20 protein-coding genes are annotated in these 22791 nt (G+C 62.7%); 12 read left to right on the forward strand and 8 right to left on the reverse strand.

All coding sequences use genetic code 11. The annotated features are described in order from the left end of the window. Positions 1 to 227 precede the first annotated feature (227 nt). The 7 genes from ACIROW_RS01410 to ACIROW_RS01440 form a co-directional block, all read right to left on the reverse strand. Positions 228 to 1238, reverse strand: coding sequence for an SIS domain-containing protein (locus ACIROW_RS01410; protein WP_402272434.1), 1011 nt, complete (start codon positions 1236 to 1238; stop codon positions 228 to 230). Beyond that, entirely contained in the window at positions 1231 to 2376 is a 1146-nt protein-coding gene (nagA, locus tag ACIROW_RS01415) for an N-acetylglucosamine-6-phosphate deacetylase (RefSeq protein ID WP_402271106.1), read from the reverse strand. The genes ACIROW_RS01410 and nagA overlap by 8 nt, the downstream gene beginning before the upstream one ends. Before the next feature lie 16 nt (positions 2377 to 2392). Continuing rightward, a complete protein-coding gene (locus ACIROW_RS01420; protein ID WP_402271107.1) occupies positions 2393 to 3325 on the reverse strand; it encodes a BadF/BadG/BcrA/BcrD ATPase family protein in 933 nt (310 codons plus the stop codon). Positions 3326 to 3333: 8 nt separating this feature from the next. Then, positions 3334 to 4458 (reverse strand): ABC transporter ATP-binding protein, encoded by a 1125-nt coding sequence (locus ACIROW_RS01425; RefSeq protein ID WP_402271108.1) that lies wholly within the window; start codon positions 4456 to 4458, stop codon positions 3334 to 3336. A gap of 20 nt (positions 4459 to 4478) precedes the next feature. Further along, entirely contained in the window at positions 4479 to 5396 is a 918-nt protein-coding gene (locus ACIROW_RS01430; protein WP_402271110.1) for a carbohydrate ABC transporter permease, read from the reverse strand. A gap of 9 nt (positions 5397 to 5405) precedes the next feature. Next, positions 5406 to 6320: a carbohydrate ABC transporter permease gene (locus ACIROW_RS01435; RefSeq protein ID WP_402271111.1), complete on the reverse strand. Its 915-nt coding sequence runs from the start codon at positions 6318 to 6320 to the stop codon at positions 5406 to 5408. Positions 6321 to 6431: 111 nt separating this feature from the next. Beyond that, a complete protein-coding gene (locus ACIROW_RS01440) occupies positions 6432 to 7703 on the reverse strand; it encodes an ABC transporter substrate-binding protein (RefSeq protein WP_402271113.1) in 1272 nt (423 codons plus the stop codon). 444 nt (positions 7704 to 8147) lie between these two features. Here ACIROW_RS01440 and ACIROW_RS01445 point away from each other — a divergent pair, with 444 nt between their 5' ends. From ACIROW_RS01445 to ACIROW_RS01465, 5 genes are all read left to right on the forward strand, one after another. Then, complete coding sequence (locus tag ACIROW_RS01445) at positions 8148 to 9452, forward strand: ABC transporter substrate-binding protein (protein WP_402271116.1); 1305 nt, start codon at positions 8148 to 8150, stop codon at positions 9450 to 9452. An 11-nt stretch (positions 9453 to 9463) separates the two neighbouring features. Beyond that, positions 9464 to 10177 (forward strand): response regulator, encoded by a 714-nt coding sequence (locus ACIROW_RS01450; RefSeq protein ID WP_116432880.1) that lies wholly within the window; start codon positions 9464 to 9466, stop codon positions 10175 to 10177. A 2-nt stretch (positions 10178 to 10179) separates the two neighbouring features. After that, complete coding sequence (locus ACIROW_RS01455) at positions 10180 to 11691, forward strand: ATP-binding protein (protein ID WP_402271118.1); 1512 nt, start codon at positions 10180 to 10182, stop codon at positions 11689 to 11691. A gap of 206 nt (positions 11692 to 11897) precedes the next feature. Beyond that, on the forward strand, positions 11898 to 12716 hold the full coding sequence (locus ACIROW_RS01460; protein WP_402271119.1) for an alpha/beta hydrolase: 819 nt from the start codon (positions 11898 to 11900) through the stop codon (positions 12714 to 12716). Positions 12717 to 12738: 22 nt separating this feature from the next. Further along, the gene (locus ACIROW_RS01465; RefSeq protein ID WP_402271120.1) at positions 12739 to 13269 is read left to right on the forward strand and encodes a DUF4118 domain-containing protein; all 531 of its coding nucleotides are present in this window, start codon (positions 12739 to 12741) and stop codon (positions 13267 to 13269) included. A 1-nt stretch (position 13270) separates the two neighbouring features. On the opposite strand, the gene ACIROW_RS01470 is transcribed toward ACIROW_RS01465, so the two are convergent. Next, the gene (locus ACIROW_RS01470) at positions 13271 to 14461 is read right to left on the reverse strand and encodes an IscS subfamily cysteine desulfurase (RefSeq protein ID WP_402271122.1); all 1191 of its coding nucleotides are present in this window, start codon (positions 14459 to 14461) and stop codon (positions 13271 to 13273) included. Positions 14462 to 14708: 247 nt separating this feature from the next. Here ACIROW_RS01470 and ACIROW_RS01475 point away from each other — a divergent pair, with 247 nt between their 5' ends. From ACIROW_RS01475 to ACIROW_RS01505, 7 genes are all read left to right on the forward strand, one after another. After that, positions 14709 to 15638 (forward strand): LysR family transcriptional regulator, encoded by a 930-nt coding sequence (locus ACIROW_RS01475; protein ID WP_402271123.1) that lies wholly within the window; start codon positions 14709 to 14711, stop codon positions 15636 to 15638. Between the two features lie 84 nt (positions 15639 to 15722). Next, a complete protein-coding gene (locus ACIROW_RS01480; RefSeq protein WP_402271124.1) occupies positions 15723 to 17207 on the forward strand; it encodes an NAD(P)-binding domain-containing protein in 1485 nt (494 codons plus the stop codon). Continuing rightward, positions 17204 to 18178, forward strand: a complete 975-nt coding sequence (locus ACIROW_RS01485; RefSeq protein ID WP_402271125.1) for an ABC transporter permease — start codon at positions 17204 to 17206, stop codon at positions 18176 to 18178. Before ACIROW_RS01480 ends, ACIROW_RS01485 begins: the two co-directional genes overlap by 4 nt. Then, entirely contained in the window at positions 18175 to 19143 is a 969-nt protein-coding gene (locus ACIROW_RS01490) for an ABC transporter permease (protein ID WP_402271126.1), read from the forward strand. Before ACIROW_RS01485 ends, ACIROW_RS01490 begins: the two co-directional genes overlap by 4 nt. Continuing rightward, a complete protein-coding gene (locus ACIROW_RS01495; protein WP_402271127.1) occupies positions 19140 to 20147 on the forward strand; it encodes an ABC transporter ATP-binding protein in 1008 nt (335 codons plus the stop codon). The genes ACIROW_RS01490 and ACIROW_RS01495 overlap by 4 nt, the downstream gene beginning before the upstream one ends. Then, the gene (locus ACIROW_RS01500; protein WP_402271129.1) at positions 20140 to 21165 is read left to right on the forward strand and encodes an ABC transporter ATP-binding protein; all 1026 of its coding nucleotides are present in this window, start codon (positions 20140 to 20142) and stop codon (positions 21163 to 21165) included. The genes ACIROW_RS01495 and ACIROW_RS01500 overlap by 8 nt, the downstream gene beginning before the upstream one ends. A 45-nt stretch (positions 21166 to 21210) precedes the next feature. Beyond that, on the forward strand, positions 21211 to 22779 hold the full coding sequence (locus ACIROW_RS01505; RefSeq protein ID WP_402271130.1) for an ABC transporter substrate-binding protein: 1569 nt from the start codon (positions 21211 to 21213) through the stop codon (positions 22777 to 22779). Positions 22780 to 22791: the final 12 nt, after the last annotated feature.

A 22791-nucleotide genomic window follows, 5' to 3' on the forward strand; every position in this document is an offset into this window, starting at 1 on the left:
GCATCGACGCTGAAATTATTGTTGTTCATCGACGCTGCGAGTCTATCCCAATCGTTTTGGGGATAGCTTTCTAACAGCTTTCAACTTTCATTTATTTTGCTGAGCAGAGCAACTATGCTGACAAAGTGCTGACGACGTTGGCGCATCAACAAAAGAAAGCCGCCTGGACCCTTGCGGGCGCAGGCGGCGAAGAACACCGTACAACAAGGTGTCACAGGGAGGAACGCTTAGCTGGTCTTGGTGACCTTGCTCAGATGGCGCGGCTTGTCCGGATCCATGCCGCGCGCCACCGAGAGTTGTGCCGCCATGACATAGAACGCCTGGATCGCCACGATGGGGTCGAGGTCGGGCGTGACGGCGGTCGGCAGCGTGAGGTCGCGTTCGGCGATGTTTGCCGGCGCGGCCAGCAAGACCTTGGCGCCGCGCTGGCGCATTTCGGCGGCGAGCTGCAGCATGCCGGCCTGGGTCGGCCCGCGTGTGGCGAACATCAGCAATGGATAGCCTTCGTTGATGAGTGCCATCGGGCCGTGCTTGATTTCGGCGCCGCTGAATGCTTCGGCCTGGATGGCGGAGGTTTCCTTGAATTTGAGGGCCGCTTCCAGCGCCAGCGGAAAACCGATACCGCGTCCGACCACCATGATGTTCTTGGCTGGTGCGAGTATCTCGACGGCCTTGGACCAGTCGCTGTCGGCGGCGCGCTGCAGCGACTCGGGCAGGCTTTCCAGCGCATGCAGGAAGCCGGCGTCGTCTTGCCAGTGACCGGCGAACAAGGCGCCGGCGACCAGGCTGGCGATGAAACTCTTGGTCGCGGCCACGCTGAGTTCGGCGCCGGCGTGCAGCGGCATGCTCCATTCGGCGGTCTGCGCCAGCGGCGATTCGGCGTCGTTGACGAGGGCCACCGTGGTGGCGCCGCCGTCGCGGAAGTAGCGGATCGGCTCGATCACATCCGGACTCTGGCCCGATTGCGAAATGGCGATCGCCAGTGCGTCGCGTGCGATCAGCGGGGCCTTGTTCAGCGTCACCAGCGACATCGGCAGCGAGGCCACGATATGGCCGAGGCGCACCATGGTCAGGTAGGCGCAATAGTTGGCGGCGTGGTCGGAGCTGCCGCGCGCCACCGTGACGATGCCCGAGGGCGGCGCGGTGCGCAGCCAGCGTCCCAGTTCGGCATAGCGGGCCTGGTCGCGGGCCAACTGTTCGGCGACATGGCAGCCGGCTGAACGGGCCTCCTTAAGCATGAGCGAGGTCAATCTTTTCTCCTTCTACGTAGACTTCTTTTAATTTGAACTGGCGATCAAACACCAGGATGTCGGCAAAACAGCCGGGCTTGAGACGGCCGCGTTCCTTGACGCCGAGGTAGTCGGCCGGATAGGTCGAGGTGCGCAGCGAGGCTTCGGAAATATCCAGGCCCATGGCGATCAGGTTGCGCAGCGCCTGGTCCATGGTCAGCGTGCTGCCGGCCAGGGTGCCGTCGGCCAGGCGCACGCCGCCGGCGCATTTGTGCACCACCTGGCGGCCCAGCGTGTAGTCGCCGTCGGGCATGCCGGCGGCGGCGGTGGAGTCGGTCACGCAGTACAGGCGCGGGATGGCGCGCAGTGCGGCACGGATTGCGCCCGGATGCACGTGCAGCAGGTCGGGGATCAGTTCGGCGTATTCGGCATGCGCCAGCGCGGCGCCGGCCATGCCGGGCTCGCGGTGGTGGAAGCCGCTCATGGCGTTGAACAGATGGGTGAAGCCGGCGGCGCCGTTCTTCAGTGCGGCGACGCCGTCCTCATAGGTCCCCAGCGTATGGCCGATCTGCACCAGCATGCCGCCGGTGGTGAGGATGCGCACCAGTTCCAGGTGACCGTCCACTTCGGGCGCGATGGTGATCAGCTTGATCGGGGCGAAGCTGGCCAGCCAGTCGACTTGTTCCAGCGTTGCTTCGATGGCGAAGTCGGGTTGCGCGCCGAGCTTGCCCGGATTGATGTACGGGCCTTCGAGATGCACGCCGAGGATGCGCGCGCGGCCGCTGCCTGGTTCGCGCCTGCGGCTGGCGCTGCCGATGGCCTTGAGCGCGACTTCCAGTTCATCCAGCGGCGCGGTCATGGTGGTGGCGAGCAGGCTGGTGGTGCCGTAGCGTGCATGCAGGCGCGCGATGACGTCGATGGCGTCGCCGCCTTCCATGACGTCCTTGCCGCCGCCGCCGTGCACGTGCAGGTCGATGAAGCCGGGCAGGATGTAGTCGCCCTTGTTGGCATGCGGGGTACCGTCGGCCGGCTCGAACTCCAGCGGCGTGCCGTCGATGTTGCAGATCAGGTCGCCGAAATTGATGGCGCCGTCGATCCAGCCGTGCGGCGTAAGAACGTTGCCGCGGACCTGGGTGATGGAGGACATGGGCTTATCTCCGTTTTCAGATAGTCAGACTTGAGGTCAAGGCGCGGCGCGCCAGCAGCAAGGCGCCGTCGGCCGCATCGGCCAGCGCCGGCATGATGCGTTGCCGCAGCGCCGGCGAGAAATAGTCGTGCAGCGCCCCGGCCAGGCCGCCGCACAGCGCCAGCGGCAATTGCCTGCCGGGATCGAGCGTGGCGGCCATCAGTTCCAGCTCCGCCGCCGCCTGGATCAGGATCGTGCGTGCCGCCTCGTCGTCGGCGGCGTGGGCGATGACCAGGCGCGCGAGCCGGGCGAAGGCGGCCTGGTCGGCTTGCGATAACCAATCGAGCACGACGTCGCGTTCGCTGCGGCCGGGATTGACGCCGGGATTCATGATTGCGCCGTCCGCTTCGCAAAATGCCACCGTCGCCGCCGACAAGGCGCCATGCGGCGCGCGGCCATCGACCACGTGCTGCGCGTGATTGATCGCGCGCAAGCCCATCCAGGCCCCGCTGGCGTCGTCGCCCGAGGGGAAGCCCCAGCCGTCGACCACATGTTCGCTGCCGTCGGGATACAAGGCCACGCCGATGGTGCCGGTGCCGACCGCGATGATGGCGCCGGGCCGGCCCTGATGCGCGCCGAGCAGGGTGGTGGTGGCGTCGCTGGCGATCTCCAGGGCGCCGAATGCGGGAGCGTGGGTGCGGAACTCTGCCGCCCATTGCGCCACGTTGTAACCGGCGACACCGATGCCCGCGGCCATGTGTGACAAGGGCGGCATGGCGAGCTTTGCGTGAGCGAAGGTGCTTTGCAGCGTGGTCAGGATGGCGTTCCAGGCGGCTGGTGCGCCGTTGCGCAGGGCCGAGCCGGGACCGATGGCTTCGGCCAGCACGGCGCCGTTAAGGTCCGCCACGCGCACCAGGGTCTTGGTGCCGCCGCCGTCCACGCCGATCAGATAGTCGCAGGAAGTTTCCATGCCCGGTCTCAATGATGGCGCGACGACACCAAGTTGCCGGGCTTTAAGCGACGCAGCGCGTTGTCGTCGGCGTCGAACACATGGAAGGCGTTGCTGTCGGCGGACAGGACGATCTCTTCGCCGATGTCGACGTTGCGGTTGCCGTCGCCGCGCACCACGATGTCTTGTCCGCCGGACAGCGTGACGTAGATGAAGTTGGCTTCGCCCAGATGTTCAACCAGATTCACCTGGCCGCTGAACTGTTCGGAGCCGCTGGTGTTTTCATGAATATGTTCGGCGCGCAGGCCCAGCGTGACCTTGTCGCCGACGCTGGCGTTGCCGGGCACGACGTCGACGCGCACTTTGCGTCCGCCTGTCACTGCAACTTCAAGCCCGTCTTCCGCCACGGCCGTGACCAGGCCCGGCAGGAAGTTCATCTTCGGCGAACCGATAAAGCCGGCCACGAACAGGTTTTGCGGATGCTGGTACAGCTCCAGCGGCGTGCCGGCTTGCTGGATATGGCCGTCGTGCATGACCACGATCTTGTCGCCCAGCGTCATCGCCTCGACCTGGTCATGCGTGACGTAGACGATGGTGGCGGCCAGTTGCTTGTGCAGCTTGGCGATCTCCAGCCGGGTCTGCACGCGCAGCGCCGCGTCGAGGTTGGATAGCGGCTCGTCGAACAGGAACAGGCGCGGCTTGCGCACGATGGCGCGGCCGATGGCGACGCGCTGGCGCTGGCCGCCGGACAGTTCGCGCGGCAGGCGTTCGAGCAGGTGATCGATCTTGAGGATGCCGGCGGCGTGGCGAATGCGCTCGTCGATGTCGGCCTTGTTGCTGCCGGCGATCTTGAGGCCGAAGGCCATGTTCTTGTACACGTTCATGTGCGGGTACAGCGCATAGCTTTGAAAGACCATGGCAATACCGCGCTTGGCCGGCGGCAGGTGGTTGACGACGTCGCCGCCGATGGCCAGCTCGCCGCCGCTGATGTCTTCGAGGCCGCACAGCATGCGCAGCAGCGTCGACTTGCCGCAGCCGGAGGGGCCGACCAGCACGCAGAACTCGCCGTCGCGGATGTCGAGGTTGAGGCCGGCCAGCACGTTCTGCTTGCCGTCGTAGGATTTCTTCAAGTCTTTGATGCTTACGTTTGCCATGATTGTCTACCTTGAATGGGTTACTTCACTGCGCCGGAAGTCAGGCCGCGGATCAACTGTCGTGAAAACAGCGTGTACAAGATCAGGATCGGGATGACCGCCATCGACAAAGCCGCCAGCACCGAATTCCAGTCGGTGGCGTATTGGCCGATGAATTGCTGCACGCCCAGCGTCACGGTCTTGGTCTGGTCGCCCGGCGCCAGGATCAGCGGGAACCACAGGTCGTTCCACGCCGGGATCATGGTGAACACCGCCACCGTGGCGATGGCGGGGCGGATCAGCGGCAGGATGACCTGGAAGAAGATCTTGAATTCGCCGACGCCGTCGCAACGCGCCGCGTCCTTCAGCTCGGTCGGGATCTGGCGGATGAATTCGGACAGGATCATGACCGCCAGCGGCAGGCCTTGCGCGGTGTAGACCAGGATCAGCGCGGTGCGGGTGTTGATCAGGTCGAGCGCCACCACCAGTTGCAGGATGGACACGGTGCCGAGCCGGATCGGGATCATGATGCCGATCGCCATGAACAGCGTCATGAGGCGGTTGCCGCGGAATTTGTATTCCGACAGCGCCCAGCCGGCCATGGCGCCGAACAGCACGATCAGGATCAGCGATCCTATCGTCACCACCAGGCTGTTGCCGAAGTAGAGCAGGAAATTGGTGTTCGACAGCACCTTGTGAAAGCCGATCAGCGAAAAGCTGTCGACCGTCGGCAAGGCCATCGGGTTATCGAAAATCGCCTGGCGCGACTTGACCGAGTTGATCAGGATCAGCGCAATCGGAAACAGCGCTATCACCGCATACAGACACAGCACGATGTGCACCCAGATGTGGCCGGCCGGGCCGAAGCTGCGCTGGATCAGCGACGGGCCGCGCGCGGTGCGCACTTTGTCGCGATTCTCTGGCGTCGCCGGTGCGATCGTGGAAGAAGCTGAAGTCATCGCGATTCCTTAAAGCTCATAGCGGGTCAGCTTGCGCTGCACCAGGTAAAAATACGTACCGACACCGGCCAGGATCACCAGGAACATCAGCGTCGCCACCGCCGCGCCCATGGTCGGGCTGCCGACTTGCGCCTGGTAGCCGAAGAAGGTGCGATAGAAGAAGGTGCCCAGCAGGTCGCTCGAATAGTTCGGTCCGGCCAGCGCGCCCTTGACCGAATAGATCAGGTCGAAGGCGTTGAAGTTGGCGACGAAGGTCAGGATCGTGACCAGCCCGAGCGTCGGCCAGATCAGCGGCAGCTTGATTTGCCAGAAAATGCGCAGGGCGCTGGCGCCTTCTGCATGGGCGGCTTCCAGCACTTCTTCAGGCACCGCCAACAGCGCGGCGTAGATCAGCATCATCGGGATGCCGATGTATTGCCACACCGAGATCAGCGACAGCGTGAACAGCGCGGTGGATTCCTGGCCGAGGAAGGGGGCGAAATAGTCGCCCAGGCCGACCAGCGTCATGAGCTTTTCGCCGACGCCCCACAGCGGCGAAATGATCAGTTGCCAGATGAAGCCGATGATCACCACCGACAACAGCGTCGGCAGGAAAATCAGGGTGCGGTAAGTGCGGGCGCCGCGCAGGCCCTTGAGGCTGAACAGCGTGGCCAGCAGCAGGCCGATCGGATTTTGCAGCAGCATGTGGATGCAGAAGAACTTGACGTTGTTCCACATGGCGTTCCAGAACGCCGTCGACCAGTCCGAATCGAACAGGATGGTGCGGTAGTTGTCGAGGCCGACGAAGCTGTGCACGCCGGCGTCGTTGCTGGTGTAGAAGCCCAGGCGCAGCGTGTCGAGCAGGGGCAGCGCGCTGAACATGGAATAAATGATGACCGCCGGCGCCAGGAAAGCGACGATGTGCCAGGGACGAGCTGTTTTCACTGTGACTCCGAAAGTGAAGACTGGAAAAACCTGAGTGCGTGGGCAGTCAAGCACCGGCGCAGATGGTGCTGCGCCGGCGTTGCTGCGATGCTGATTATTTTTGTGGTTTTTTTATTGCTGTGGCTTGTACCACTTGGCGAATCCGGTCTGGATCTTGGTCGCCGCATCCTTTGGCGTCATCTTGCCGTTCAGGACTTGCGCGTTGACGTTCCACATTTCGTTTTCCATGCTCGGCGTGCCGCGGTTGAGGATCTGCGAGTTCACGCGGATGGTCGACGAGCAGGACTTGCGCCAGTCGATCATCTGCTTGGCGATCGGATCCTTGACCGAGATCAGGTGGTTCGACAGCGAGAAGAAACCGGTGACCTTGTTGGTGTAGATGTCGGCGAACTCCTGCGAACCCAGCCATGCCAGGAACTTGTAGGCGTCTTCCTTGTTCTTGGATTTCTTGTTCACGCCCATGCCGATGTCGTTGTGGTCGGAGATGTAGCAGGCGTCGCCGGCCTTCGGCACCGGAGGAGGGAACACGCCCAGTTCCAGCTTGCTGCTGGCATTGGCGTTGAAGTAGGCGATGTCCCACGAACCGGCGGCATACACCGCGCCCTGGCCCAGCGCGAACATGTTCTGGCTGTCGCCGTACGTCTGTGCCGACGCGCCCTTGGACAGGTACTTGCCGAGCTTGGCTTCATATTCCCAGACGTTCAGGAATTGCGGATCGGTGAACTTGGCCTTGCCGGCGATGAGCGCCTTGCGGCCGGCTTCGCCCTTCCAGTAGTTGGGGCCGACGCCGGTAAACAGCACCTGGTGCGCTTCCCATTGATCGGCGGTGCCCAGTACCAGCGGCGTGTATTTGCCGCTGGCCTTGACGGTCTCGAGCAGCTTGAGGAATTCGGCTTCGGTCTTCGGCGGCTGCAGGTTCAGTTCCTTGAAGATCTTCTGGTTGTACAGGAAGCCGTGCATGACGGAGGCGATCGGCATGCAGAAAGTGTCCTTGCCGTCATCGGTCTGCCACGCCACCTTGGCGGAGGCCGGGAAGGATTCCATGCCGGCTTTGCCGTCGAGTTTTTCCAGGTGGCCCTTGTTGTACAGCGACAGCGAGACGTCGAACGGGCGGCAGGCGACCAGGTCGCCGGCGGTGCCGCCGGCCAGGCGCGCCGTCAGGGTGGAGTCGTATTCGGTCGGTGCGGTCGGCGAGAACTTGACGGTGACGCCGGGGTTCTTCTTCTGGAAGGCCGGGATCAGGACGTTTTCCCACAGCGCCAGGTCGTCGACGCGCCAGCTTTCGATAGTCAGCGTGCCGGCTTGCGCGTTGCCGCCGGCCAGCGCGAGCAGGACGGCGCTGCTGAGGGTGGCGAGGGCGAGGGCTTTTTTAACGGTTTGCATCAAAGGTCTCCTGGTTTTTTTACATTGATGAAGGCCGCTCTGAGCTTCCGAAAAAATTCGCAATTGCAGAGCCAGCGGCGCGACAGTAGCACCGGAGAATGTGTGATGCGAGCGTTTGGAAATACGCCTTAAGAAAACCGCTAAGTTATTGATTTAAATTGAAATTTGTTAAATTTTCGGTACGGATGGATTACATATATTTACAGAGGATTTAAGCCGTTCCCGGTCGCCCCAAGCGCAGCGCTGCGGCCGCGTCTGTAAGGCGGCTTCGCACCAAAACAGGAAACTAAATAAAACATTACATTTCTTTACAAAACGTGAATCCAATTAATGTTCTTATCGCGTTGGGGCGCGGACTTACGCTATAGTCACACGCGCTTTGGAGACGGCAAAAAACTCAGAATGATAAAAATGACAAGGCCCGCATTGACGAGACACCGGGAGATGACGCTGCGCGCCGCAACATGCTTGTTGGCGGCGCTGCTGTCGTTGTGGCTGTTGTTTGCTGCGCAAGTCGCGCGTGCCGCCGGTCCAGTTGGACCGTCAAACTCGCCGGCCTCACTGCAGGTGCTGCACTGGTGGACCTCTTCCGGCGAGCGCAAGGCGGTGGACGTCCTGAGCAACAAGCTGGCGGAACAGAATATCCAGTGGCGCGATTTCGCGATTCCCGGCGGCGCCGGCATCGGCGCCGGCAAGGTACTGAAAAGCATGGTGCTGGCCGGACATGCGCCTGAAGTCACGCAACTCAACGGCGTCATCTTCGGCGAATGGGCCGATCTGGGATTGCTGCTTGAGCTGGACAACGTCGCCGCCCAAGGCAACTGGCAGAAGCTGCTGTTTCCGACCGTGTGGTCGCTGCTGAACAATCACGGCCACGTTGTCGCGGCGCCGCTCGGCATCCATCGCATCAACAATCTCTATTACAACATTGCCGTGTTCAACCGGCTTGGCCTGAGCGTGCCGCGCAGCTGGGACGAGTTCGACAAGGTCGCCGCCAAATTGAAGCAGGCCGGCATTGCACCGCTGGCGCAGAGCAGCGAGTCGTGGCAGGTGGCGACGCTGTTCGAAACGCTGGTGCTGTCCGAAGGCGGACCGGCTTATTACCGTCAATTGTTTGTCGACCTCAGCCCGCGCGCATTCGCCGACGCACGCTTGCTGCGTGCGCTGAAACGCCTGCGTGAACTGAAGCAGGTCATGCAGTTGCCGGTGAAGGAACGTCCGTGGACCGAAGTGGCGCGCCAACTGGCTGACGGCGAGGCGGGCATGTTCATCATGGGCGACTGGGCCAAGGGCGACTTCAACGCCTGGGGCCTGAGCGTCGACCAGCAATTCGGTTGTACCGCCGTGCCGGGCACGGCCGACTATCACCTGTACAGCATCGACACGCTGGCGATGTTCGCGGACGATTATTCACACCAGCCGGCGCAGGAAGTGCTGGCGCAGATTGCGATGTCGCCGGCGGTGCAATCCGACTACAATAAATTCAAGGGCGCCATCCCGGTCTGGCGTTCGCCGGACACCGGCAAGATGGACAGCTGTTCGCAGAATTCCTGGCGCGTGTTCAGCAAGGGCTCGGCTTATCTCGCGCCCAGCCTGGTGCATCGCATGGCCACCGACGAAACCACCAAGGACGCCATCGTGGCCGAGCTGCGGCGTTTCTTCGTCGATGACCAGATCAGCGAAGCCGAGGCGCAGCGACGGCTCGCCTCGATCGCCAGGGCGCTTTCGCGAACCGGAAAAGTGGAGTAAAGATCACCGTAATGACGCGCAAAATCCTCATCGTCGACGACGACCAGAAAACCCGGACTCTCCTCAAGACCTACCTGGAGAAGAACCAGTACGAAGTGCGCCTGGCGCATAACGGCGAAGCCTTCCTTGCCGAATTCCAGCGCTACGCCGACGAACTGTCGCTGGTGATCCTAGACGTCATGCTGCCGGATACCGACGGCTTCGCGCTGTGCAAGATCGTGCGGCGCAAATCGAATGTTCCGATCATCATGCTGACCGCCAGTTCGGACGAAACCGATCGGGTGGTCGGACTCGAGCTGGGTGCGGATGACTACATCGCCAAGCCGTACAGCCCGCGCGAACTGCTGGCGCGCATCAAGGCCATCCATCGCCGCACCGGCATCGACAATGCCGCCGCGCCGCGCTTCTATCGCTTCGTCGGTTTCACGCTGGACACGGTGGAGCGCACCTTGCTCGACAGTGCAGGGCAGGTGGTGGCGCTGACCGGGATGGATTATCAGTTGCTGAAGTACTTCGTCGAGCATCCCGGCGACGTGCTGGACCGCAACGTGCTCAGCGAAGAAACCCGCGGGCGCGACGCCGGGCCGCTGGACCGTTCGCTTGACGTGCAGATCAGCAAACTGCGCCTGCGTCTCAGTGATGACGGCAAGCAGCCGCACCTGATCAAGACGGTGCGTGGTGCGGGATATGTGTTCTCGGCCGACGTGACGGCGGCAGCAGCCTGATCATGTCAGGATTGCCGCCGCCCCTGGCATGGCGCAGCCGCGCCTCAGCAACGGTCACGCGCGTGCTCGACCGGGTGCTGCCTAACTCGCTGCTGGGACGCTTGTCGGTGGTGATGATTTTCGGCGTGCTGGTGACGCAACTGGCCGGCGGATTGATCTGGGCCGCGCAGCTGCGCACCAAATCAGAGGCGGAGACACGCGTGGCGGCGCAGCATCTGGCGCACAGCGCGTCCGGGGCGATCCGCTATTTCATGACGCTGCCGGCGAACTACCGGCCGATCATGATCCAGCAACTGCGCGAAATGGGGGGCACGCGCTTCTTCATCAACGCCAATAGCGCGCTGGTGCCGATACCGCCGATCGCGCCCAATTCGCTGGCCGATATCGCCACCGAGGCGGCGGCCGAAACGCTGAAATCCGACCTCGCTTTCTTGCCCGAATTCCACCTGAGCTTCGCCTGGCCCGACAACCTGCCGGTGTCCGACGACGGGCTCAAGATCGGCGACCTGCCCGACAGCTGGGTGCAGCACATCCTGCTGATCAAGCCGAATCCGGCGCCGGTGCTGGTGATCCAGACCCAGATCGAGTCCGGAAAATGGCTGTACCTGGCGGCGCTGATGCCCAATCCGTATTTCCTCGACAGCAGCAATCCCTTGTCGCTGGACCGCGTGGTCCTGCAGGGACTGTCGCTGGCGGCGATCTTGCTGCTGACGATTCTGGTGGTGCGCTGGACCACCCGGCCGCTGGCGGCACTGTCGGACGCCGCTGAAGCCTTCGGCAAAGGCGAGACCGTGCCGGAGCTGCCGGAGACCGGCAGCCGTGAATTCGTCAAGACCGCGCGCGCCTTCAGCGGCATGCGCGAACGTATCAAGCGCTACCTGGAAGATCGCGAGCGCTTGTTTGTATCGATCTCGCATGACCTGCGCACGCCGATCACACGGCTCAAGCTGCGCACCGAGCTGCTCGACGACGACGACATGCGCACCGAGTTTCATGACGACCTCGACGAGCTCGACATGATGGTCAAGGGCGCGCTGCAATCGGTGAAAGACAGCGACATCCACGAAAACCGCACCGAAGTCCGGCTGGATGCGCTCGTGGCGCGCATGATCCGCGACGCCAGCATGGCCGGGCATGAGGTGGCGTTCGAGCCGTCCGGCGTCAACGTCATGGCCAAGCCGCTGGCCCTCAAACGGGCCATCGGCAACCTGTTCGACAACGCACTGCATTACGGCGAAAAGGTCGAAATCGCCATCCGCCAGTCGCAGGCGCTGGAAGGCGACATGGTCGAAATCGAGATCCGCGACCATGGCCCAGGCGTACCCGAAGACGCGATGGGCAGCCTGTTCCAGCCGTATGTCCGGCTCGAACACGGACGCAGCGCCAACAGCGGCGGCATGGGACTGGGGCTGGGAATCGCCCGCAACATCGTGCAGGCGCACGGCGGCGAACTGTTGCTGCGCAATCATCCACAGGGCGGCCTGATCGCGACCATCATCTTGCCGGCGCGTTGAACCCGGATGTTGCTGGGCAGTCGAAAAGGAGGTGCCAAATTGGCGTTCCTCGCAAAACCGGCTGAAATAATTCTCATACCCGTCTACAATGAGGGTTGATTAAATATCATCCTATTTAGTATCTCGTTGTCCACCATCGCATGAACCAGACTGTTCGCAACGACCATCAGCTAGAGCGCCAGGCAGACCGCCAAAAAGAGCATGCGGTGATCCTTTTGCACGGGCTATGCGGCTCCAGCCTGGAACTGGGCACCATCCCCAAGGCGCTCAAGAAGGCCAACTGCACCGTGGTCGAGATGCAGATTCCGAACTATTCCGCCTCAATGACCGATCCGCGCGTCACGCCCAACTGGATGGACTGGTGCGCCATGGTCGAGAGCAAGGTGGTCAAGCTCAAGGAAGAGCACAAGACCGTTTCGCTGTGCGGCCTCAGCATGGGCGCGACCCTGGCGCTGGCGGTGGCCAGCTTCAGCAAGGAAATCCTCAGCGTGGTGCTGCTGTCGCCGGTGCTGCGCTATGACGGCTGGTCGATTCCCTGGTATCACCGCCTGATGAACGTTCCGTATAGTCTCGGTTATCGCAACTGGACCTACAAGGAAAGCGATCCTTACGGCATCAAGAATTTTGAAATGCGCCGGCGCGTGGCGGCGGCGCTGAAGAAGGACGGCGTCGCGGCGGTCGGTGCAGCGGCGATTCCGGCGCGCCATCTGTGGGCGGCGCAAAAGCTGATGGCCTATGTAAGGCAGTCCTTGTCGCAGGTGCGCGCCAGCACGCTGGTGATCCATTCCATCGATGACGAGACGGCGGCGCCGCGCAATGCCGAAATGATCCTGGCCAACATCAACTCGGAAGTGCGCAAGGTGATCTGGCTGGGCGACTGCTACCATATCATCACCGTTGATAATGAACGCGAGATCGTGACCAACGAAGCGGCCCAGTTCATCCGGCGCAACATCGAGATGCACAGCAACGACATCTCGCTGAAATACCTGTTGCACAACTCTCCGCTGAAAGATCGCCGCTGACCGGCGGTGCAGAGGATCTTCCATGAGCATCATCAAACTCAAAAATTCCAAGCGCTGGAAAAACGGCGGCTTCTATCCCATCCTGTTCTGCCTGTGCGGCTTCGTGGTGGCGTTCATCCTGCGCTATGTGCTCAGCTCGGTGGTCGACGAATCGATGTCGATGCTGTTCTTCGCCATCAACTGCATCATCATGAGTTACTTCTTTGGCTATGTGTATTCGCTGGGACTGCTGGTGCTGGCGATCCCGACAGCGCTGTATTTTTTCCGCAAGCCGTATTACATGATGGATGGCCTGGGCAGCAAGGACGTGTTCCTGATCGTGGTCTACGGCAGCATCGTGATGCTGGCCGCGATCATCATCGAATGGTTGCAGCGCGAGCGTTATTCGGCTGTGCTGCAGCAGCGCGTGTCGGAAACCCGATACCAGATGCTGATCGAGTCCGACCAGGCGCGCCGCGCTGAATATGCGGAACATTTCGCTGCCGTAACCAAGCGCCAGGCCGAAGAGTCATCGGCGCCCGCGACTTCCGATTCAGCGCCAATCCAAAGCTGAGCTACTTCAGCAACAGTTTTTGCAGCGTCGCCACGGTGTAGTCGATTTCTGCGTCCGTCGTGTAGCGGCCCAGTGAAAACCGGATCGCGCTGCGCGCCAGCGCCGCCGATCGGCCCAGCGCCGTCAGTACGTAAGACGGCGCCGCATTGGCCGAATTACAGGCCGATCCGGCCGACACCGCAATATCCAGCAGTTGTCCCGCCACCGGCATTTCCCCACTGACGTCGAAACTCACATTGAGGTTGTGTGGAATGCGCGCCGTTGCGGAGCCGTTCAGCACCACTCCCGGCAAATCCTTCAATCCATCCCAAAGACGATCGCGCAGCACGCCGATGCGCGCGGCTTCGGTATCCTGCAAGCTCGCCGCCAGCGCAAACGCTTCACCCATGCCGACGATCTGGTGTGTCGGCAAGGTGCCTGAACGCATGCCGTTTTCATGACCGCCGCCGTCAATCTGCGCTTCCAGCCTGAGTGCGGGATTGTTGCGAACGAACAGAGCGCCGATGCCTTTCGGGCCGTAGATCTTGTGCGCGCTGAACGACATCAGATCCACCTTGAGCGTGGCCAGATCAATCGCGATCTTGCCGACCGCCTGCACCGCATCGACGTGGAAGACAATGCCGCGGGCGGCGCAAATTTCGCCCAGTTCGGCGATCGGCTGGATCACGCCGATTTCGTTGTTGACCATCATGACCGACGCCAGGATGGTGTCCGGACGCAGCGCCTCCTTGAATTGCTCGACGGTGATCAGGCCATCGGCCAGCGGCTGCAAAAAAGTGACGTCGAAGCCGGCGCGCTCCAGTGTATGCATGGTGTCCAGCACCGCCTTGTGCTCGGTGCTGACGGTGATCAGGTGCTGGCCGCGACCGGCTGCCCGCAGCGCATGGGCCGCGCTTTTCAGCGCCAGGTTGTTCGATTCGGTGGCGCCCGAGGTCCAGACGATTTCGTTGGCCTGCGCGCCGACCAGCGTGGCGACCTGCTTGCGCGCCTTCTCCACGGCAGCCTTGGCTTCCCAGCCGAATGAATGGGAACTGCTGGCCGGATTGCCGAATTTTTCCGTCAGGTAGGCAACCATGCGTGTAGCGACCAGCGGATCGACCGGCGTCGTCGCCGAATAGTCCAGATAGATAGGGAATTGCAGCGCGGACGGGTTGGCCGCAGCAGTGGAGATACAGGCGGAGGAAGCGTTCATGGCGGAATCCGGAAGAAAGATGCGCTTACGTTACGACGAAAATGATAGGTGAAAAACGAATATAAAATCATTTCATTATTCGTTTGTGTAATTTGCAATGTAAAGTCCAGGCGGGTGCGCCTTGGCGGGCGGGCATACGTCGCGGGAGATTCTTAAGCTGATTTTCGTATTAACTTATGCAAAATGATTATACTTAATCAGAATAAATGTCTGTCTATAATTCGAAAATAATATAACTCATCATAGTATGGACTTAAATCAACTGGAAGCCTTTTCGGCGGTGATGACCATCGGCAGCGTGACTGGCGCCGGGCGCAGCCTCGGCCGCTCGCAGCCCGCCGTCAGCAAGGCGCTCCAGGATCTGGAAGGCGAACTCGGCTATGCCTTGTTCGATCGCAACGGCCCGCGCGTGACGCCGACCGACAAGGCATTCCTCTTGTACGAAGAAGTGGAGCGCTCGCTGGTCGGGCTGCGGACGATTCGCGAACGCGCGCTGGAAATCGGCCGCGAAGAACTCCAGCCCATCCATCTGGTGGCGACGCCCGCGCTGGCCTCGACGATTGCGCCGGCCGCGCTCAAGCTAATCGAAAAGCACGGCTTGCCCGAACATATCCACCTGCGCAGCGCCTCGGCCGAACAGGTCGTTCATTCGGTGCTGCATCGGACGGTGAGCCTCGGCCTGACCAGCCTGCCGGTTGCCCATCGCGGCCTCGACCTGCACTGGATCGGCCAGGCGCCGTGCGTGGCGGTGGTGCGCGCAGACAGTCCGTTGGCCAGGCTGGATGTCGTCACCGTCGACGCCTTGCGCAGCGAGCGCGTCATCACCATGTCCAACCGCTATCGCCTGCGCCAGCGTATCGACATGGCGCTGGCGCAGGACAAGCCGCTCGACGTCGCCATCGAAACCAATACCTCATTCAACGCCGTCATGGCCGCGCATGCCGGTCTCGGCGTGGCGCTGGTCGAACCGATGACCGCGCTGGGCATGCCCATCGAAGGCCTGGCGGTGCGGCCGCTGGCGGTCAACATCCCGTTTTACTTCGGCGTGGTCACGCCGTTCGGCAAGCCGGTGGACGCCGTGACGCAGGCGCTGATCGTGGCCATCGAGACGGCGGCGCGCAACATCCTGCACGGTTTCGTCCGACGCGATGCCGGCGACCACGACGATTTGCTGTAACGGCATCATGGACAAGGCAAGAACAGGCAACATGCAGACATACAATTCAATTTCGGCGATATCCACACGGGAAGGGCGTGCATCATGAGTGAAGCGACGACCTCGGCAGCAAGCGGACTGGCCGCGCTGGAAGCGCGCCTGCGGCAAGACCTGGCCTGGCTGGAATTGCCGGCCAAGTCCTGGGTTCCCCAAAAGACGGTGGACAACCAGCCGGTACTGGACGTGGCCGTCATCGGCGGTGGCCAGGCCGGGATGGCGGCAGCGGTGTCGCTGCTGCACCTGGGCATCAACGCCGTGATTTACGATCAGTCGCCGGCTGGCTTCGAAGGCCCGTGGGCGACCACCGCGCGCATGGAAACCCTGCGTTCGCCGAAGAAGCTGACCGGCCCGGCGCTGGGCTTCGCCGCACTGACCTTCCGCGCCTGGTTCGAGGCTCAATTCGGACTCGACGCATGGGAAGCCCTGGACAAGATCCCGCGCCTGCAGTGGATGGACTACCTGCGCTGGTATCGCAAGGTGATGGATCTCGACATACGCAACGACCATCGCATGGAGCTGATCCGGCCGCGCGCCGACGGCCTGGTGGAACTGCACATCACCTCACCATCCGGCAAGTCGGTGGTGCTGGCGCGCCGCGTGGTGCTCGCCACCGGCCGCGACGGTCTCGGCGGTGCACTGGTGCCGCCGCTGGCGGACAGCCTGCCGCGCGCCCTGTGGGCGCATTCGTCGGACGACATGGACTACGGCAAGTTGACCGGAAAACGCGTCGGCATCATCGGCGCCGGTTCGTCGGCCATGGATAGCGCGGGAACAGCGCTGGAAGCGGGCGCCGAACGCGTCGACATCCTGATCCGCCGCACCGAACTGCCGCGCATCAACAAGGGCAAGGGCTCGGGAAATCCCGGCCTGACCAGCGGTCACGTGAATCTTCCGGACGAGTGGAAATGGCGCATCCGCCACTACGTCAACGTCCAGCAAATTCCGCCGCCGAGCGGCAGCGTGCAGCGCGTGTCGAAGTTCGCCAACGCGCGTTTCATTTTCGGCGCGCCGATCGAGCGCGTGGAGGTCATCACAGGCAAAGACAGCGACAGCCTGCGCGTGCGCACGCCGCGCGGCGTATTCGATCTGGACTTCCTGATCTTCTCCACCGGTTTTCGCGTGGACTGGAGCGTGCGTCCCGAGTTCGCCGTGATCGCGCCGCATATCCGCAGCTGGCGCGCACGTTACATGCCGCCACCCGGTGACGAAGATGCGGAGCTGTCCGATTCGCCGGATCTCGGCAAAGCCTTCGAATTCCAGCAAAAGCAGCCGGGCGGCTTGCCCGGGCTCGAGCGCATCCATTGCTTCTGCTATCCGGCCACCATCACTCACGGCACGCTGTCGGGCGATATTCCCGCCATCAGCGAAGGCGCACAGCGACTGGCGCAAGGCATCGCGTCGCTGCTCTACGGCGAAGACGTCGAGACGCACTACCGCAACCTGCAGGCCTACGCCGAACCGGAGCTGATCGGCAACGAATGGACGCCGTCCGAGCCGACCGCCGAAGAACGCGAAGGGCTGCAGCGATGAGCGGCGCGATTGCGCGCAGCGTCTTGCAGGCGCTGGCGGTGTTGTTGCTGATGACGGTGATCGTCTTCTTCGGCCTGCACATGATCGGTAATCCGGTCGATACCCTGATCGGCCCCGACGTCGACCAGGTCGATCGCCTGCGCATCATTAAAGAACTCGGTCTGGACCAGCCGATCTGGCGCCAGTACCTGGCCTTCGTCAATGGCGCGCTGCACGGCAACCTCGGTAAAAGTTTCGTCTATAACGAACCGGCCATCAAGCTTATCTTTCTGCGCCTGCCGGCGACGCTGGAGCTGGCCTTTGCCGCACTGATTCTGGCGGTGCTGATCGGGATCCCGCTCGGCCTGCTGGCCGGCCTGTTTCCAGAAACCTTTTTCTCCCGCATGATCATGACCGGCAGCATCCTCGGCTTTTCGCTGCCGACCTTCTGGATCGGCCTGATGCTGATCATGGCCTTCAGCGTGTCGCTGGGCTGGCTGCCTTCGGGCGGGCGCGGCGAGACGGCCGGCCTGTTCGGCGTGCAATGGTCGTGGCTGACGGTCGACGGCCTGCGCCACCTGATCCTGCCGGCGCTCAACCTGTCGCTGTTCAAGATCTCGCTGGTGATCCGCCTCACGCGCGCCAATGTGCGCGAAGTGCTGCCGATGGATTTCGTCAAGTTCGCACGCGCCAAAGGGCTGACGCCATTGCGCGTGGTGCTGATGTACGTGCTGCGCAATACGCTGATCCCGCTGGTGACCGTCCTCGGGCTGGAGTTCGGCTCGACCATCGCGTTCGCGGTGGTGACCGAAAGCATCTTCGCCTGGCCCGGCGCGGGCAAGCTGATTCTCGACAGCATCAATGCGCTGGATCGGCCGGTGATCGTGGCTTACATGATGGTGATCGTGTGCCTGTTCGTCACGCTCAACCTGATCGTCGACGTCCTCTATAAAGTGCTGGACCCGCGCGTGCGGGTGGAGGTGGCGGCATGAGCGAAGTATCGGTCAACAAAACAACGCCGATGACGCAGCAGGAAGTGCGCGCCAAGGTCGCCGCCTTGTCGGCATTCCAGCCGCCGCGCCGCGAATCGCCATGGCGCGCCATCTTGCGCGGCTTCCTCGCTTCACGAACCGCGATGTTCGGCCTTGCCGTCGCCGCGCTGCTGATGATCGCTGCGGTGGCGGCACCGTGGCTGACGCCGCAAAATCCCTACGACCTGATGCAACTGGATGTGCTCGACGCGCGCCTGCCGCCCGGCACCGCCAACGGACTCGGCACCTATACCTACTGGCTCGGCACGGACGGGCAGGGACGCGATCTGTATTCCGGCATCCTGTACGGGCTGCGCATCAGCGTCGGCATCGGCGTCGGCTCTGCGCTGCTGGCGGGCGTGATCGGCACGCTGGTCGGATTGCTTGCCGCGTATGCCGGCGGCAAGGTCGACGCTCTGCTGATGCGCCTGGCCGACCTGGTGCTGTCGTTCCCGTCGATCCTGGTGTCGATGCTGATCCTGGCTTATCTGGGCAAGGGCATCTTCAACGTCATGGCGACGCTGGTGGTGCTGGAGTGGGCCTATTACGCCCGCACCGCGCGCGGCCAGGCGCTGGTCGAGCGGCAGAAGGAATATGTCGAAGCCGCCCGCGGCCTGGGCGTCTCGGGCTGGCGCATCATGGTGCGCCACATCCTGCCGAACTGCCTGCCGCCGCTGCTCGTCATCGGCATGCTGCAGATTGCGCGCGCGATTACGCTGGAGGCGACCTTGAGCTTTCTCGGCCTGGGCGTGCCGGTTACCGAGCCGTCACTGGGCCTGCTGATTTCCAATGGCTATCAATTCTTGCTGTCCGGCGAATACTGGATCAGTTTTTATCCCGGCGTCGCGCTGGTGGTCGTGATCGTGGCGATCAACATGGTCGGCGATCGCCTGCGTGATGTCATGAATCCAAGGTGGCAGAAATGAGCACGCGTAATTCTGTCCCGACGCTTGAAGTGCGCAATCTGCGCACGCATTTTTACACACCGGCCGGCGTGCTGCCGGCGGTCGACGACGTCTCGCTGACGCTCGAGCGCGGCCGCATCCTCGGCCTGGTCGGCGAGTCCGGGTCAGGCAAGACCGTGACCGGCTTTTCCATCCTCGGGTTGCTGGATGCGCCGGGCCGCATCGTCGGCGGACAGATCCTGTTCAAAGGCCAGGACCTCGTGACGCTGGACAAGAAGTCGCTGCGCAGCCTGCAGGGCAATCGCATCGCCATGATCTTCCAGGATCCGATGATGACGCTCAACCCGGTCCTGCGCGTGGAAGCGCAGATGATCGACGCCGTGCTCGCGCACAGCAAGGTCAGCCGCGAGCAGGCGCGCGAACTGGCGCGCGATACACTGGGGTTGATGGGCATTGCCAGTCCGGACGAACGGCTGCGCGCCTATCCGCATCAGCTGTCGGGCGGCATGCGCCAACGCGTGGCGATTGCGATCGCCATGCTGCACAAGCCCGACCTGATCATCGCCGACGAGCCGACCACCGCGCTCGACGTCACCATCCAGGCGCAGATCCTGTCGGAGGTGCAAAAGCTCGCGCGCCTGAACGGCACCGCGCTGATCTGGATCACCCACGACCTGTCAGTGGTGGCAGGGTTGGCGGACGACATTGCCGTGATGTATTCCGGCCGCATCGTCGAACAAGGCTCAGTCGCCGAGGTGCTCGACCGGCCTCAGCATCCTTACACGCAAGGCCTGATCGGCAGCCTGCCGGGCAACAACCGGCGCGGCCAGCGCCTGCGCCAGATTCCCGGCCTGACGCCGAACCTGCTGCACCTGCCGCCGACCTGCGCGTTCGCCGCACGCTGCGAGCGGGTCAGCGAACAATGCCTGACGCGTCCGGACATTACCGAGCCCTTGCCGGATCATCTGGTGCGTTGCTTCCATCCTGCGAGTCAGAACGAAACGACGGAGTTGCAGCATGGATAAGTTGAACGAGTCGAATCAACAAGCCGTCCCGCTGATCGATGCGCGCCGCATCGTCAAGCGTTTCGGCGAGCGCAAGCCGCGTCCGTTCGAGCGGCAGCTGACGGCGCGGGGCTGGATGCGTCCGGCCGCCGTGACGCAGGCGCTCGACGGCGTCGACCTGCACGTGATGCCGGGAGAAGTGGTCGGCCTGGTCGGCGAATCCGGCTGCGGCAAGTCGACCCTGGGCCGCATCGTCAGCGGCCTGCTGGCGCCATCGGCAGGCGAGGTGCTGGTCAATGGCGTCGATCGCAAGGACTTCAGCGCACAAGACATGCAGGCGGCGCGGCGCAAGGTGCAGATGATCTTCCAAAATCCGTATGCCAGTCTCAATCCGCGCCTGCGCGTCGACCAGATCGTCGGCGAAGCGGCGCTGATCCACGGCATGACCGACAAGGCCGGACTGGACGATTACGTCAGCGCGCAATTGCTGCGTGCAGGACTCGATCCGGAGCTGAGGGACCGCTATCCGCACCAGTTCAGCGGCGGCCAGCGCCAGCGCATCGGCATCGCCCGCGCGCTGGCGGTGCAACCGGCCATGCTGGTCTGCGACGAGGCGGTGGCGGCGCTGGACGTGTCGATCCAGGCGCAGATCCTGAACCTGTTTTCCGACCTGCGCGAGCAACTCGGGCTGACGTATCTGTTCATCAGCCACGACCTCGGCGTGGTCGAGCACGTGTCGGACCGCGTGGTCATCATGTACCTGGGCCGCATCGTCGAAAGCGCCGCCGTCGAGGAACTGTTCGCCCGTCCGAACCATCCGTACACCCAAGCCTTGCTGGCCGAAGTGCCGCGCCTGCAGGCGCGCAACAAGTCCTTCACGGCGATCAAGGGGGAAATCCCGAGTCCGCTCAATCCGCCGTCCGGCTGCCATTTCAACCCGCGCTGCCCGCATGCCATGCCGCGTTGCCGTGCCGAGGTTCCGGCGCTCAAGGAAGTCGCGCCGGGTCATCTGAGCGCCTGTCATTTGAACGATCAGTAATATTTAGAAACGCAGTTTTATCCCACCCAACCGAGGATGATGAACATGAAGAAAACCGTACTTTCCAGCCTCCTGGCCGTCGCATTGCTGGGCTTCGGCTCCGCCGGCGCACAGACCCTGAACATCGCGTTTGCCGATCCGCTGTCGTCGCTCGATCCGCAGCTCAACAACCATGCCGGCGACCGTTCCGTCGACCTGCATTTCTGGGACCTGCTGGTCGAAAACAACTACAACAAGCTGCAACCCGGCCTGGCCGCCAGCTGGAAGAACATCGACGCCAAGACCTGGGAGTTCAAGCTGCGTCCCAACGTCAAGTGGCAGGACGGCAAGCCGTTCACCGCCGACGACGTGATCTTCTCCTACCAGCGCGCACGCGCGGTGCCGGGCAGCGTGGCGACCTTCGCCGGCTACCTGCGCACGGTGGAATCGGTCACTGCCAAGGATCCGCTGACGCTGATCATCAAGACCAATATCGCCAATCCCGACCTGCCGCTGAACCTGGCGTCGGTACACATCGTCAGCAAGCATGTCGGTGAAAAATCGCAAACTGAAAACTACAACAGCGGCGCCGCCATGGTCGGCAGCGGTCCGTACAAATACGTCTCTTACACGCCGGGCGACCGCGTCGTGATGGAACGCAACAACGACTACTGGGGCCAGAAGCAAATCTGGGAAAAGGTCAACTACCGCTACATCAACAACGCCGCCGCGCGCACTGCAGCCTTGCTGTCGGGTGACGTCGACGTGATCGACAAGGTCTCGGTGTCCGACCTGGCCAAGCTCAAGCAATCGCCGAACGTCAAGGTGTTCCCGTACAACGGCCTGCGCGTGCTGTTGCTGCAACCGACTTTCCATGAAGGTCCGAACCAGTACATCACCGACAACGCCGGCAAGCAGCTCGACAAGAATCCGCTGCTGGACGCACGCGTACGCAAGGCCTTGTCGCTGGCGATCAATCGCAAGGCGCTGGTCGACCGCATCCTGCAAGGCGCGGCGACCGAAGCCAACCAATGGATGCCGGCCGATACCTTCGGCTACAACCCGGATATCAAGAACATTCCGAACGACGTCAACCAGGCCAAGAAACTGCTGGCCGACGCCGGTTTCCCGCAGGGCTTCAAGCTGACCATCCACGTGCCTAACGATCGCTATCCGCAAGCGCCGGAAACCATGCAGGCGGTGGCGCAGTTCTGGACCCGCATCGGCGTGAAGACACAAGTGGAAGTGCTGCCGTGGGCTTCGTATTCGGCGCGCGCCAACAAGAACGAGTTTGCCGTCAGCGTGCTGGCATGGGGCAATGGCACCGGCGAGGCAAGCTATGCGCTGGTCAACGTGCTGGCAACCGTCGACAGCAAGAAAGGCCTGGGCGCCTCCAACTGGAATCACTACAGCAACCCTGCCATCGACAAGGCGCTGGCTGATTCGACCGCCGAGTTCGACGCGGCCAAGCGTGAAGCGATCCTGCGCAACGCCGCCAAGATTGTTTCCGACGACGCCGGCATCATTCCGTTGTACCACTATCAGAACATCTGGGCCGCCAAGAAGGGCCTGAAGGTGACGCCGGCCAGCAGTGACCGCACCACCGCCATGATGGTGACGCAGGAAAAGAAGTAAGTTCGTTGAGGA

The organism is Herbaspirillum sp. NPDC101397, from assembly GCF_044767325.1.
Classification (GTDB): domain Bacteria; phylum Pseudomonadota; class Gammaproteobacteria; order Burkholderiales; family Burkholderiaceae_D; genus Herbaspirillum.

Bases quoted from the DNA above. Each gene is read 5' to 3' on its own strand.
- ACIROW_RS01490 (WP_402271126.1), top strand. From the start codon at position 18,175: ATGAGCGAAGTATCGGTCAACAAAACAACGCCGATGACGCAGCAGGAA.
- ACIROW_RS01495 (WP_402271127.1), top strand. From the start codon at position 19,140: ATGAGCACGCGTAATTCTGTCCCGACGCTTGAAGTGCGCAATCTGCGC.
- ACIROW_RS01455 (WP_402271118.1), top strand. From the start codon at position 10,180: ATGTCAGGATTGCCGCCGCCCCTGGCATGGCGCAGCCGCGCCTCAGCA.
- nagA (WP_402271106.1), bottom strand. From the start codon at position 2,376: ATGTCCTCCATCACCCAGGTCCGCGGCAACGTTCTTACGCCGCACGGC.
- ACIROW_RS01485 (WP_402271125.1), top strand. From the start codon at position 17,204: ATGAGCGGCGCGATTGCGCGCAGCGTCTTGCAGGCGCTGGCGGTGTTG.
- ACIROW_RS01470 (WP_402271122.1), bottom strand. From the start codon at position 14,461: ATGAACGCTTCCTCCGCCTGTATCTCCACTGCTGCGGCCAACCCGTCC.
- ACIROW_RS01410 (WP_402272434.1), bottom strand. From the start codon at position 1,238: ATGCTTAAGGAGGCCCGTTCAGCCGGCTGCCATGTCGCCGAACAGTTG.
- ACIROW_RS01420 (WP_402271107.1), bottom strand. From the start codon at position 3,325: ATGGAAACTTCCTGCGACTATCTGATCGGCGTGGACGGCGGCGGCACC.
- ACIROW_RS01445 (WP_402271116.1), top strand. From the start codon at position 8,148: ATGACGCTGCGCGCCGCAACATGCTTGTTGGCGGCGCTGCTGTCGTTG.
- ACIROW_RS01505 (WP_402271130.1), top strand. From the start codon at position 21,211: ATGAAGAAAACCGTACTTTCCAGCCTCCTGGCCGTCGCATTGCTGGGC.
- ACIROW_RS01450 (WP_116432880.1), top strand. From the start codon at position 9,464: ATGACGCGCAAAATCCTCATCGTCGACGACGACCAGAAAACCCGGACT.
- ACIROW_RS01480 (WP_402271124.1), top strand. From the start codon at position 15,723: ATGAGTGAAGCGACGACCTCGGCAGCAAGCGGACTGGCCGCGCTGGAA.
- ACIROW_RS01465 (WP_402271120.1), top strand. From the start codon at position 12,739: ATGAGCATCATCAAACTCAAAAATTCCAAGCGCTGGAAAAACGGCGGC.
- ACIROW_RS01440 (WP_402271113.1), bottom strand. From the start codon at position 7,703: ATGCAAACCGTTAAAAAAGCCCTCGCCCTCGCCACCCTCAGCAGCGCC.
- ACIROW_RS01425 (WP_402271108.1), bottom strand. From the start codon at position 4,458: ATGGCAAACGTAAGCATCAAAGACTTGAAGAAATCCTACGACGGCAAG.
- ACIROW_RS01500 (WP_402271129.1), top strand. From the start codon at position 20,140: ATGGATAAGTTGAACGAGTCGAATCAACAAGCCGTCCCGCTGATCGAT.
- ACIROW_RS01475 (WP_402271123.1), top strand. From the start codon at position 14,709: ATGGACTTAAATCAACTGGAAGCCTTTTCGGCGGTGATGACCATCGGC.
- ACIROW_RS01430 (WP_402271110.1), bottom strand. From the start codon at position 5,396: ATGACTTCAGCTTCTTCCACGATCGCACCGGCGACGCCAGAGAATCGC.